The organism is Sinorhizobium sp. BG8, from assembly GCF_016864555.1.
Taxonomy (GTDB): Bacteria; Pseudomonadota; Alphaproteobacteria; order Rhizobiales; family Rhizobiaceae; genus BG8.
This window is the reverse complement of sequence record NZ_CP044011.1, coordinates 4239532-4251877: the sequence shown is the minus strand read 5'-3', so window position 1 is coordinate 4251877 and position 12346 is coordinate 4239532. Positions and strand designations below refer to the sequence as shown.

At 60.7% G+C, this 12346-nt stretch carries 9 protein-coding genes and 2 pseudogenes; 8 read left to right on the top strand and 3 right to left on the bottom strand.

What is annotated here, in order from left to right:
• Positions 1-128: 128 nt before the first annotated feature.
• The gene (locus tag F3Y30_RS19810; protein WP_203424371.1) at positions 129-497 is read right to left on the bottom strand and encodes a hypothetical protein; all 369 of its coding nucleotides are present in this window, start codon (positions 495-497) and stop codon (positions 129-131) included.
• A 26-nt stretch (positions 498-523) separates the two neighbouring features.
• Here F3Y30_RS19810 and F3Y30_RS19805 point away from each other — a divergent pair, with 26 nt between their 5' ends.
• From F3Y30_RS19805 to F3Y30_RS19770, 8 genes and pseudogenes are all read left to right on the top strand, one after another.
• A complete protein-coding gene (locus F3Y30_RS19805; RefSeq protein ID WP_203424370.1) occupies positions 524-1426 on the top strand; it encodes a branched-chain amino acid ABC transporter permease LivH in 903 nt (300 codons plus the stop codon).
• Between the two features lie 4 nt (positions 1427-1430).
• Positions 1431-2822: a high-affinity branched-chain amino acid ABC transporter permease LivM gene (gene livM / locus F3Y30_RS19800; RefSeq protein ID WP_203424369.1), complete on the top strand. Its 1392-nt coding sequence runs from the start codon at positions 1431-1433 to the stop codon at positions 2820-2822.
• Positions 2822-3697, top strand: a complete 876-nt coding sequence (locus tag F3Y30_RS19795) for an ABC transporter ATP-binding protein (protein WP_203424368.1) — start codon at positions 2822-2824, stop codon at positions 3695-3697. The genes livM and F3Y30_RS19795 overlap by 1 nt, the downstream gene beginning before the upstream one ends.
• Positions 3697-4422, top strand: coding sequence for an ABC transporter ATP-binding protein (locus tag F3Y30_RS19790; RefSeq protein WP_203424367.1), 726 nt, complete (start codon positions 3697-3699; stop codon positions 4420-4422). Before F3Y30_RS19795 ends, F3Y30_RS19790 begins: the two co-directional genes overlap by 1 nt.
• 24 nt (positions 4423-4446) lie before the next feature.
• Positions 4447-4791, top strand: a complete 345-nt coding sequence (locus tag F3Y30_RS19785) for a DUF6867 family protein (protein WP_203424366.1) — start codon at positions 4447-4449, stop codon at positions 4789-4791.
• Positions 4792-4912: 121 nt separating this feature from the next.
• A pseudogene (locus F3Y30_RS19780) lies at positions 4913-6030 on the top strand (branched-chain amino acid ABC transporter substrate-binding protein).
• 126 nt (positions 6031-6156) lie between these two features.
• Positions 6157-7128 (top strand): D-glycerate dehydrogenase, encoded by a 972-nt coding sequence (locus F3Y30_RS19775; protein ID WP_203424365.1) that lies wholly within the window; start codon positions 6157-6159, stop codon positions 7126-7128.
• Positions 7129-7643: 515 nt separating this feature from the next.
• Positions 7644-7931, top strand: a complete 288-nt coding sequence (locus F3Y30_RS19770; protein ID WP_246753000.1) for a hypothetical protein — start codon at positions 7644-7646, stop codon at positions 7929-7931.
• Between the two features lie 5 nt (positions 7932-7936).
• Here the strand turns inward: F3Y30_RS19770 and F3Y30_RS19765 are convergent, their stop codons facing one another.
• Entirely contained in the window at positions 7937-8857 is a 921-nt protein-coding gene (locus tag F3Y30_RS19765; RefSeq protein WP_203424364.1) for a response regulator, read from the bottom strand.
• Positions 8850-12238 (bottom strand): annotated as a pseudogene (locus tag F3Y30_RS19760) (ATP-binding protein). The gene F3Y30_RS19765 and the pseudogene F3Y30_RS19760 overlap by 8 nt, the downstream one beginning before the upstream one ends.
• Positions 12239-12346: the final 108 nt, after the last annotated feature.

Here is a 12346-nt window from a genome sequence, read left to right as displayed (position 1 = left end):
GCGCCAGCCCTTCGGCCGGCAGGCGCATCGATCAGCGCATCGCGCCGACGATCGATCGGCAACTCGTTCACGGCATACCATATCAGGATAAACCATTCCTTTCGAGTGCGGCCCATCGTCCTAGCCACTCAACTCACAGGCAGCATCATCGTTTGGCGGTGTTCATGACGGGGCACTTGGGTTATTTTATGTCCTTCCGGCAGATCGATGGTCTCGTCTCCAGGTGTTTGCCCGCCCGCACTTCGGCGCTCAACAACGTCCGGATGTTTCGCCGATAAGAAAGGTGTTCGCCGTAGAATTCTCCGCAATGTGCTCATTTGCAGGCTTTTTCTGCCATTTTTTTCGATTTTTCCGGCTATAAAATCGTCAAATTCACTAAAAAGGGGAAGAAGTTCGGGGCGAAGACATTTTAGGCTTCCCTTTTCGTTCGAAAGCAGTATGGAATCCCATTTATACAAGGGTTCAACAAGAGCTCGAATAACAAGAGATGCGGCCACACCGGATCGCATCCAGGGGATAGGCAATGGAATATTTTGTCCAGCAGCTCGTCAATGGGCTGACGCTCGGATCTATTTATGGTCTCATAGCCATCGGCTATACCATGGTTTACGGCATCATCGGCATGATCAACTTCGCCCATGGCGATATCTTCATGCTGGGCGGTTTTGCCGCACTCATCGTCTTTCTGATCCTGACCGGGGTCTTCGTGGGGCTTCCCGTCGTCATTCTGTTGCTGGTGATGATCGCCGCAGCCATGCTGACAGCATCGCTCTGGAACTGGACGATCGAGCGCATCGCGTACCGACCGCTTCGTGGTTCCTTCCGGCTGGCGCCGCTGATCACTGCGATCGGCATGTCGATCACGCTTTCCAACTTCATCCAGGTGACTCAGGGGCCGCGCAACAAGCCGATCCCGCCGCTGGTCTCGTCGGTCTACTCGGTCTTCGGGATCTCCATTTCGCTCAAGCAGCTCGTCATCGTTCTGCTGACCGTGATCCTGCTCACCGTCTTCTGGTACATCGTCAACAAGACGTCGCTGGGACGCGCACAACGCGCCACCGAGCAGGACCGAAAGATGGCGGCCCTTCTCGGCATTGACGTGGACCGCACGATCTCGATCACGTTCGTCATGGGTGCGAGCCTCGCCGCCGTGGCCGGAACCATGTACCTGATGTACTATGGCGTGACGGTGTTCACCGATGGTTTCGTGCCCGGGGTCAAGGCCTTCACGGCGGCAGTTCTGGGCGGCATCGGTTCGTTGCCCGGTGCCGTGCTTGGCGGGCTTCTGATCGGTCTCATCGAATCCCTGTGGTCGGCCTATTTCACAATCGACTACAAGGACGTCGCGACATTCTCCATTCTCGCGATCGTCCTGATCTTCAAGCCTTCCGGCATTCTCGGACGGCCGGAAGTCGAGAAGGTATAAATCCATGGCAAACATTACCTACAATGAAGCAAGCGCCGGCAGCAGCCTGACGGCGCGGGCTCTACGCGAGGGTCTGTTCGCGGGTCTCATCTCGCTCGGTCTCTTCGTCCTCTTCGTCGGACTCGAGACGACCCAGAACATTCGCAACGAGCTGGTGCTCCGGCCACGGTGGGGCCTGCTTGCGATCTTCGTCATCGTCGCTGCCGTGGGCCGCTTCCTTATGGTCGCCTACGTCGCCCCATGGGTTGCTGCGCGTCGAGCGGAAAAGGCGGCTGCGAAGGTCCAGGAAGCTCCGGAGGGTTTCGTCACCCGGAATTTCAACAAGCTCGCAATCCTGTTCCTCGTCCTTCTTCCGCCGATTGCCATTGCTCTCGTCGGCGTGCAGGGTTCGCTGAAGTGGGTCGACAACTTCGGTATCCAGATCCTCATCTATGTGATGCTGGCATGGGGACTAAACATCGTCGTCGGTCTCGCCGGTCTCCTCGATCTGGGATACGTCGCCTTCTATGCCGTAGGCGCTTACTCCTATGCGCTGCTGTCGCAGCACTTCGGACTGTCGTTCTGGATCCTCCTGCCCATGGCCGGTATCCTCGCGGCATTCTGGGGCATGATCCTCGGGTTCCCGGTTCTGCGTCTGAAGGGCGACTACCTCGCCATCGTCACGCTCGCCTTCGGTGAAATCATTCGCCTCGTTCTTCTGAACTGGTCGGAAGTCACCCGAGGCTCTGCGGGCATCTCCGGTATCCCGAAGGCTTCGATCTTCGGAATTTGGTCCTTCGATGTCGGCGCGGCGAACAATTTCGCCAAGTCGTTCGGCCTGCCGCTCTCGTCCGCCTACTACAAGATCTTCCTCTTCTATCTCATCCTCGGCCTCGCTCTGCTCACGGCCTATGTGACGATTCGCTTGCGCCGCATGCCGATCGGACGCGCCTGGGAAGCACTGCGCGAGGATGAGATCGCCTGCCGTTCGCTGGGGATCAATACGGTGACGACAAAGCTCACCGCCTTTGCGACGGGTGCGATGTTCGGCGGTTTTGCGGGCTCCTTCTTCGCTGTCCGCCAGGGCTTCGTCTCGCCGGAATCCTTCGTGTTCCTCGAATCGGCAATCATTCTCGCCATCGTCGTTCTCGGCGGCATGGGCTCGCTCACCGGCATCGCGGTCGCGGCCACCGTCATGATTGGCGGCACGGAACTCCTGCGCGAAATGACCTTCCTGAAGGCCGTCTTCGGTCCTGATTTCACGCCGGAACTCTATCGCATGCTGATCTTCGGTCTGGCGATGGTCGTCGTCATGGTGTGGAAGCCGCGCGGTTTCGTCGGAAGTCGGGAACCGACCGCCTTCCTTCGCGAAAGAAAGAGCGTGTCCGGCAGCTTTACCAAGGAAGGGCACGGCTGATGGCCCTCGAGACCAATACCATGACCGATGACCTCATTCTGAAAGTAGAACATCTCTCCATGCGCTTCGGCGGCCTTATGGCCATCAACGACCTGTCGTTCGAGGCTCGTCGCGGAGAGATCACGGCACTCATCGGCCCGAACGGTGCCGGCAAGACCACCGTGTTCAACTGCGTGACCGGCTTCTACAAGCCGACCATGGGCATGATCTCGATGACGCAGAGGTCCGGGAAGACGTTTCTTCTCGAACGTATGCCGGATTTCGAGATCACGAAGCATGCGAAGGTCGCGCGGACCTTCCAGAACATCCGGCTCTTCTCGGGCCTGACCGTTCTCGAAAACCTTCTGGTGGCGCAGCACAACATGCTGATGCGCGCTTCAGGCTTCACGATCCTCGGGCTTCTCGGGATCGGTGCCTACAAGCGCAAGTCCGCGGAGGCGATCGAGGTCGCAAAGCACTGGCTGGAAAAGGCGAACCTCATCGATCGTGCGGATGACCCCGCCGGTGACCTGCCCTACGGGGCGCAGCGTCGTCTCGAAATCGCGCGTGCCATGTGCACCGGGCCGGAGTTCCTGTGCCTGGACGAGCCCGCCGCGGGCCTGAACCCGAGGGAGTCGCTCGCGCTCAATGAGTTGCTACGCAACATCCGCCAGGAAACGGGCACGTCCATCCTGCTGATCGAGCATGACATGTCCGTGGTCATGGAGATATCCGACCACGTCATCGTGCTCGAATACGGCCAGAAGATTTCGGACGGAACGCCCGACCACGTGAAGAACGATCCGAGGGTCATCGCGGCCTACCTGGGTGTCGAGGACGAAGAGGTCGAAGAGGTGATCGAGGCAATAGAAGGCGACCAGGGAGGGATGCACTGATGAGCCAGACCCTCCTCAATGTACAGGGCGTCGAGACATACTACGGCAACATCCGTGCCCTCGGCGGCGTGAACGTCGATGTCAAGAAGGGCGAGATCGTCTGCCTCATCGGCGCGAACGGTGCAGGCAAGTCGACGCTCATGATGACGATCTGCGGCAGCCCTCAGGCCCGCAAGGGAACGGTGACGTTCGAAGGACAGGACATCACGCATCTACCGACCCATCAGATCGCGCGTCTGCGGATTGCCCAGTCTCCGGAAGGGCGCCGCATCTTCCCGCGCATGACCGTTTACGAAAATCTTCAGATGGGCGCGAGCCTCGACAATCTGAAGCACTTCAACGAGGACGTGGAGAAGATCTTCACGCTTTTCCCGCGTCTCAAGGAACGTCAGGCGCAACGTGGCGGCACGCTTTCCGGCGGTGAGCAGCAGATGCTGTCGATCGGGCGCGCGCTGATGGCGCGGCCGAAGCTTCTTCTTCTCGACGAGCCTTCGCTCGGCCTCGCACCATTGATCGTCAAACAGATCTTCGAGGCGATCAAGGTCCTCAACAAGGAACAGGGGCTGACCGTGTTCCTCGTCGAGCAGAACGCCTTTGCCGCCCTGAAGCTTTCGGACCGCGGCTATGTGATGGTGAACGGACAGGTCACGATGAGTGGTCCGAGCAAGGAACTGCTGGCCAATCCGGAGGTGCGCGCCGCCTATCTTGAAGGCGGGCGCCACTGATGACTGCCAGAGGGAGTATCTGACATGCAGGGAATTCTGTACGAGGAAGCATCGTTCCTCCAGTTTTTGTTCATCAGCATCATCATGGGTGGCTGGACCGCATGGCGGACCGGTAAAGCGTGCGCGGAAAACTGGCAGAGCTTTGGCAGACTCTTCGTTTACGTGTTGTTGCTGGGGGTCGCGATCCGGTTCATCCATCACGCGCTCTTCGAAGGTAGCATGCTGACTTTTCAGTACTATTTCGTAGACACAGTCATACTTTTGTTGTTTGCTACGGCCGGCTATCGCTTCTACCGTACGCGGCAGATGACCAACATATACTACTGGCTTTACGAGAAGGCCTCGCCCTTCTCGTGGAGATCAAAATAACAGAGGGAACCTCCGAGATCGGACTTCTTACAGCCGGTCCGGGTACAAAGATGCTGGCGCAATGATGGTGGGTATTGCGACCGGTTCAAAAACGACCTGCCTTAAATTCGGGAGTAACAAGATGAAGAAAGTTCTATTGTCGGCTGTTGCGCTTTCCGCCATGGTCGCCTTCAGCGGCAACGCGTGGGCAGACCTGCTGATCGGCGTAGGCGGCCCGTTCACCGGTCCGAACGCGGCATTCGGTGCACAGCTCCAGAAGGGTGCCGAACAGGCTGCAGCGGACATCAACGCTGCCGGCGGCATCAACGGCGAACAGGTGAAGATCGTCCTCGGCGACGACGTGTCCGACCCGAAGCAGGGCGTCTCGGTTGCCAACAAGTTCGTCGCTGACGGCGTCAAGTTCGTCATCGGCCACTTCAACTCGAGCGTTTCCATTCCGGCATCGGAAATCTACGCTGAAAACGGCATCTTCCAGATCACGCCGGCATCCACGAACCCGACCTTCACGGAGCGGGCCTCTGGAACACCTTCCGTACCTGCGGCCGTGACGACCAGCAGGGTGGCGTAGCCGGCGCTTACATCGCCGCCAACTTCAAGGATGCCAAGGTAGCCGTCGTTCACGACAAGACCACCTACGGTCAGGGTCTTGCCGACGAAACCAAGAAGGCAATGAACGAAGCAGGCGTAACCGAAGCCCTCTACGAAGGCGTTACCGTCGGCGACAAGGACTTCTCGGCTCTGATCGCCAAGATGAAGGAAGCCGGTGTCAAGCTCGTCTATTGGGGCGGTCTGCACACCGAAGCCGGCCTCATCATGCGCCAGATGAAGGACCAGGGTCTCGACGCCGTTGTGATGTCGGGTGACGGCATCGTTTCGAACGAGCTTGCCTCGATCGCTGGCGACGCGGTCGACGGTACGCTGATGACCTTCGCTCCGGATCCGCGCAAGAACCCGGCCGCCAAGGAACTCGTCGAGAAGTTCCGCGCTGCCGGCTTCGAACCGGAAGCCTACACGCTCTACTCCTACGCTGCTCTCCAGGTCATCGCGGAAGGCGCCAAGGCTGCCGGCGGCAACGACCCGCAGGCTGTTGCCGAGGCCGTCAAGGCAAAGGGTCCGTTCAAGACCGCGATCGGCGAGCTCGGCTTCGACGAGAAGGGCGACATCACCCGTCCGGACTACGTCATGTACACCTGGCACAAGGGTGACGACGGCAAGTACACCTACACCGAAAACCAGTAATCATTCTGCCGGTGCGGGGCGACTGAGTTCGTCCCACACAGGACAAATTTGGCCCGGCCGCTTGCGCGCCGGGCTTTTTTGCTTTTTGTCGCAGAGCACCAGCCATCCGTGACGGAGAATTTCCCCATGAGCAAACCCCGTATCCTGGTCACACGTCGCTGGCCGGCGGCCGTTGAGTCCATCCTGGCCGAGCGCTTCGATGCGACGTTCAACCTTGATGACCGGGCCATGGACGAAGCCGCGCTCGGAGAGGCGCTTGCCTCCCATGACGCGGTCCTGCCGACGGTATCGGACCGGTTGCCTTCAGCACTCTTCGATCGTTCCGATATCCGGACGCGCATCCTCGGCAACTTCGGCGTGGGCTACAATCACATCGACGTCCGTGCGGCATCCGCACGCGGGATCGTGGTCACGAACACGCCCGGCGTCTTGACCGAGTGCACCGCCGATCTTGCGGTAACGCTGCTGTTGTCCGTCGCACGCAGGGCAGGAGAGGGGGAGCGGCAGTTGCGGGCCGGCGAGTGGAAAGGCTGGTGCCCGACACACATGATCGGGACCAAGGTGACGGGCAAGACGCTCGGGATCGTCGGTTTCGGACGCATCGGCAAGGCGATGGCGAAGAGGTGCCACTTCGGGTTCGACATGGATGTGGTTTTCTACAACAGGTCCCGTATCGATCCGTCGGAGGCCGCCCGCTACGGCGCGCGCCAGCTCGATACCATCGAGGACGTGATGGCGACGGCCGACTTCGTGTCGCTTCATTGCCCGGGCGGGGAGGAGAACCGCAATCTCATCAACGCCGAGCGGCTCGCTCTGATGAAGCCTTCCGCTTTCCTCATCAATACCGCGCGGGGTGACGTGGTGGATGAGACGGCATTGATCAGCGCGCTCCGTTCCGAAACTATTCGCGGCGCGGGCCTCGATGTCTATGCCGGAGAACCAAACGTGCCGGCTGCGCTCAGGCAAATGGAAAATGTCGCGATCCTGCCGCACCTCGGCAGTGCGACGGAAGAAACGCGGACCGCCATGGGCATGAGAGTGGTCGAAAACATCACGGCCTATTTCGAAGGACGAGAGCCGCAGGACCGCGTCGGCTGAGCGAGCACCGATGCAAAAACGTCGCACGCCCGAGAAACATGACCCTGGCACAGGGACGAAATCATCCCTGCGCGATTGCCAGATCGTAAGAATCGAATGACCCTGACGGCATAAGGCAGGCCGAGGCGCAGCGCCGAGCGAGGTGCAGCGTCGCGGTACGTGAACCGATGCATCACGATCTGCCAAGGGCTTGCATCTTCCGGTGAAGCGCCGGAATGTGAAAAGTGCTCTAGAATCAACAAACTAGGGCATTGTTGCGTGTTCGGTCGAATGCGTGGCGCCCTGGGTTGGCGGAGCAGAGGTCGACATTCCGGGTTCTTGCTAGATCGCGGAATGCAGCCGATAGGGATGAACGCTCTAGGACGGGAAGCTTCAGCTTTGACCCGAGCCAGGAGATGTTCATGCCAAACTCCAGCCTTTCGATCCGATCAGTTCGCGCAATTTCCGATACCATTTTGCCAACCGGCTCCAACCGGACGAACTTTGCATGGACAGCGAGCATTGTGCCGCTTCTCGTGTTCGCCTCCTGCTTCGTCCCGTTCAATAGTGCCAGGGCGCATGATGCCCCCTCGGGATGGAGCTATCCCTATTCCTGTTGCTCGGACCAGGATTGCCGCCCGGTCGCCACGAAGGCGATCAGCGAAAGGCCGCAGGGCTATGTCATCAATGTCACCGGCGAAGTCGTACCCTACACCGACACGCGCGTGCGCTCGTCTCCGGATGGTGAATTCCACTGGTGTTCGGTGGCCGGAAAGGAAAAGAGCCGCACGCTCTGTCTCTTCGTTCCGCCTAGGTCCTTCTGAGCGTTTCACACGGCGTGGAGGACGTGCGCCGCCTTGACGGCGGCTGACGCGCGGTTTTCCACGCCGAGCTTCACGTAGATCTGCTCGAGGTGCTTCGTCACCGTGCGGCTGCTGAGGCCGAGAATCTCGCCGATATCCCGGTTGGACTTGCCCTTTGCGATCCACAGGAGGACCTCGGACTCGCGATGGGTGAGGGTGAAGTGCTGGCGAAGAATTTCGTCATCGCTGAGCTTGCTCTCCGCCGTCAGGCGAAAGAGATACTCGTCGGAGCCGATCGCGCCGAGAAATGAAAGGTGCAGGCTCGCCTGCCCGTGCTGTCGAATGACGAAACTGGCGTCCCGGACGCCGGGCCTGTCCTTCTGCCGCATCCAGCGGAAGATCTCGACGGCGACGGAATCGAGCCCTTCGTCGCTGCCGGTCGCCGCGTTCACCAGCCGCGTCGCCTGAGGTGTAGACCAGCGGATCTTGCCGTCTCCCCGCACCGCAAGCAAATGTCTTCCCGCAGCGTCGAGTGCCACGCGCGCGCTTTGCGCGGAGCGGGCATTGGACAGATGCACCCGAATGCGTGCGCGCAGCTCGTCTATGTTGATGGGTTTCGTCAGATAGTCGACGCCGCCTGCCTCCAGCGCTCGCACGACGTGTTCCGTCTCCGTCAGGCCGGTCATGAAGACGACCGGCACCTGGCTCACCGAGGCCACCGCCTTCAGCCGCAGGCAGGTCTCGAAGCCGTCCATGCCAGGCATGACCGCGTCGAGAAGGATGATGTCGGGTGTGATACGGTCGACGATGTTGAGCGCCGAGGCGCCGGACGTTGCAATGAGCACGGAGAAGCCGGACTGCTCCAGCGCTTCCGTCAGGAAGCCGAGCGCTTCGGGTGAATCGTCCACCAGCAGAACGATATCCCGTGGGCCGGATGCGTCAGTCACGTCCGCTTATCCTTTCACCTTCCAGCGCTCTCAGGAACGCATCATATCCGGCAAGGTCGAATGCACGCACATAGGAGCGTACCGCGTCGGCGAACGGCCGGTGCTCTGGCTCAAGTGCGATTTCCGTGAGCTTTGCCTCGATACCCCTCACGTAACCGATTTCTCCGAGACGGATCAACTCCTGGACGTGCTGTTCGCCAGGATTGATGATGCGTTTCAACGTGCTGTCGGGCGCATCGGGCGGGGGCCATCGTCGTAGACCCATTCCACGCCCGTGTGGATCGCGAGCTTGTCGCAGAGCTGCTTGATGTCGAAGGGCTTTGCCAGCGTGTCGTCGGGCCGGCCCGCAGTCGAATCCGCCGAACCGTCGCCGATGTTGGCGGAAAGCATGATGACCGGGGCGTGCTGTCCGATTGCCCTCAGTCTCTCGACCAGCGCCCAGCCGTTCATGCCGGGCATCAGGATGTCGATGAGGAAGAGATCCGGCCGGATGCCCTCCATCAACGCAAGGCACTCCGATCCGCTTGCTGCCGAAAGCACGATGAAATCGAGTGGAACGAGCAGTTCCCGCATGAGGTTTCGGTGGTCCTCGTTGTCGTCGACCACGATGACGGTGCGCCTCGGTCCCCTGTATGAACGGATCTTGCGATCCGGATCCTTGAGCGCTTTCGGACGATCGATCGCGGAAAGCATGAGCCTCACCTTGAAGGCGGTGCCCTTGCCGTGTTCGCTGGTGACCGAGATCTCTCCGCCGAGCGTCTGCGTGAGAAGCCGGGTGATGGTCAGGCCGAGCCCAAGCCCCGGCATGCGGCCGACATGCTCGGCCTCGCCACGCTGGAAGGGTTCGAAGATCCGCGGAAGGTCCTTCTGCGAAATCCCGCGGCCCGAGTCCTCGATGACGAAGGTCGCGACCTGGCTGCGATAGGTGACCTCGAAACGGATGTGGCCGCTCTCGGTGAACTTCATCGCGTTGGACAGCAGGTTGACCAGGATCTGGCGCAGGCGCTTCTCGTCTGTCCGGACGTATTGTGGCAGGGAGGCCGCGCGACCGTGCTCGAAGGCCACGCTTTTCGCCTGCGCCTGGGGACGAAACATGTCGACGATCTGGTCGAGGAAATCGTGGATGTTGATCTCGTTCGCGTAGACCTGCAGCTTTCCAGCCTCGATCTTGGAAATGTCGAGCAGGCCGTCGATCAATCCGGAGAGATGATCCGCGCTCCGCTTGATGACCTTGATGGCGCCCTGGCGGGGCTGGGGAATGGTCTCGTCGCGCTCCAGGATCTGCGCATAGCCGAGAACCGCGTTTAGCGGCGTTCTCAGTTCGTGGCTGAGGCCCACGACATAGCGGCTCTTCGCTCGGTTTGCCGCCTCGGCCGTTTCCTTGGCGTTCTGCAGCGCGGCATCCGTCTTCTTGTGCGCGGCGATTTCCTTGAGCAGCAGCGTGTTCTGGCGGGAGGACTCCTCCTCCGCCACGACCCGGCTGTCATGGGCGAGCACGTAGAACCAACAGACGACGCCGGTCACGACAGCGAAGACGAAGAAGACGATCGCCACGGTGCGGTGAACGACCTCCGCGGTCTCGGGGGAGGCGCCGGCCGTCTGGTGGGCGATCATCGCAAGGATGACGCCTATCCCGGTGATCGAAAGCACCGCTGATATGGCGTAGCGGCCAAGCCGCGTCGCGAGGGCCGCCACGACCGGCTGGGGCAGGATCGTCCTGGCGACGACGGCAGCCTGGGCATTGAACCGCGCCTTGGGCTTGCACATGTCGTGGCAGCGGCTGTCGAGCGAGCAGCAAAGCGAGCAGATCGGCGCAGCATAGGCCGGACACCAGGCCATGTCCTCCGGTTCGAAGGGATGCTCGCAGATCGAACAGGTGATCGAACCTTTGGCATGCCAGCTCTTGCGGGGTTTGCGGGCCAGATAAAACTTCCCCTTGGTCGCCCAGGCGATCACCGGCGAGGCGATGAAGGCGGCGACAAGGGCAACATAGGGGGCGAGTGAGGCTGCAATTTCGCCAAACAATCCGAAGTGGGCGCTCAGCGCGACGACCGCGGAGAACGCCATGGCGCCGAGACCGACCGGATTGATGTCGTAGAGATGGGCGCGCTTGAATTCGATGCCGGGTGGGGAAAGGCCGAGCGGCTTGTTGACGAAAAGATCGGCCGAGATCGTGCAGAGCCACGCCATGGCAATGATCGAGAAGATGCCGAGCGTCTCCTCGAGCATCCGGTAGATGCCGAGCTCCATCAGAAGCAGCGCGATCGCGACGTTGAAGACGAGCCAGATGACGCGTCCGGGATGGCTGTGGGTGAGGCGCGAGAAGAAGTTCGACCAGGCGAGCGAGCCCGCATAGGCGTTCATCACATTGATCTTCAACTGCGAGACCACGACGAATGCGACCATCAGCAGGAGAGCGGCGGTCTCGGACGGGATCATGTAGCCGAAGGCCGTATAGTACATCTGTGCCGGATCGGCGGCCCGCGTCGAAGGAACACCCGCGCTGAGGGCCAGAACCACCAGAAAGGACCCTGCCAGAAGCTTAGGCGCGCCGACGATCACCCAGCCGGAGCCGGCGAGAAAGATCGCAACGCGATGGTGCAGCTTTCGCTGGCCGTTCGGCGGGAGGAAGCGCAGGAAGTCGACCTGCTCGCCGATCTGCGCCATCAGCGCAAAGATCACGGCGGAGGCTGCCCCGAACTCGACAAGGTCGAAGGGGGCATAGGTTCCGGGTGGTCCCGACGCGTGGTGGATGCCGGCATAGGCGAGCCAGAGGCTGACTTTCTCCCAGTCCGCAAACGCAATGAACACGAAGGGAAGGATGTTCAGCACGATCCAGAACGGCTGGGTGACGAGCTGGAACTTGCTGATCAGGCGCACGCCGTGGGTCACCAGCGGGATCACCATCACTGCGCTGATGATGTAGCCGATCCACAGCGGGATACCGAGTGCAAGCTCCAGCGCCCCCGACATGATGGAGGCTTCGATGGCGAAAAGAATGAAGGTGAAGCTCGCATAGATCAGCGAGGTGATCGTCGAGCCGATGTAGCCGAAGCTCGCACCGCGGGTCAAAAGATCGATGTCCACGCCATGGCGGATCGCATAGCGGCTGATCGGCAAACCGACGATGAGGATCATCAGGCTCGCGACGAGGATTGCCACAGCCGCGTTCGTCGTCCCGTAGGACATTGTGATGGCGCCGCCGATGGCCTCCAGCGCAAGGAAAGAGATTGCGCCAATCGCGGTCTGGGAGATCCGGTCGGATGAGAAACGGCGGGCGCTCTTGGCGGTGAAGCGCAGCGCATAGTCCTCGAGCGTCTGGTTGGCGACCCAGCGATTGTATTCTCGACGAACGGGAATGATGCGCTGGCGTGCCGCCATTTGGCCTCGTGGTGTGCTGCGCGGCGTCCATCACCGCTTTTTCAACCCGTAACATAGATGCCGGGAGCGCGGAATTGGTGCGTTGCGAAAGATTCTTCCCTCTTCCCC

Coding starts and splice junctions, on each gene's coding strand:
- F3Y30_RS19785 (WP_203424366.1), top strand. CDS start 4,447: ATGCAGGGAATTCTGTACGAGGAAGCATCGTTCCTCCAGTTTTTGTTC.
- F3Y30_RS19775 (WP_203424365.1), top strand. CDS start 6,157: ATGAGCAAACCCCGTATCCTGGTCACACGTCGCTGGCCGGCGGCCGTT.
- F3Y30_RS19795 (WP_203424368.1), top strand. CDS start 2,822: ATGGCCCTCGAGACCAATACCATGACCGATGACCTCATTCTGAAAGTA.
- F3Y30_RS19790 (WP_203424367.1), top strand. CDS start 3,697: ATGAGCCAGACCCTCCTCAATGTACAGGGCGTCGAGACATACTACGGC.
- livM (WP_203424369.1), top strand. CDS start 1,431: ATGGCAAACATTACCTACAATGAAGCAAGCGCCGGCAGCAGCCTGACG.
- F3Y30_RS19805 (WP_203424370.1), top strand. CDS start 524: ATGGAATATTTTGTCCAGCAGCTCGTCAATGGGCTGACGCTCGGATCT.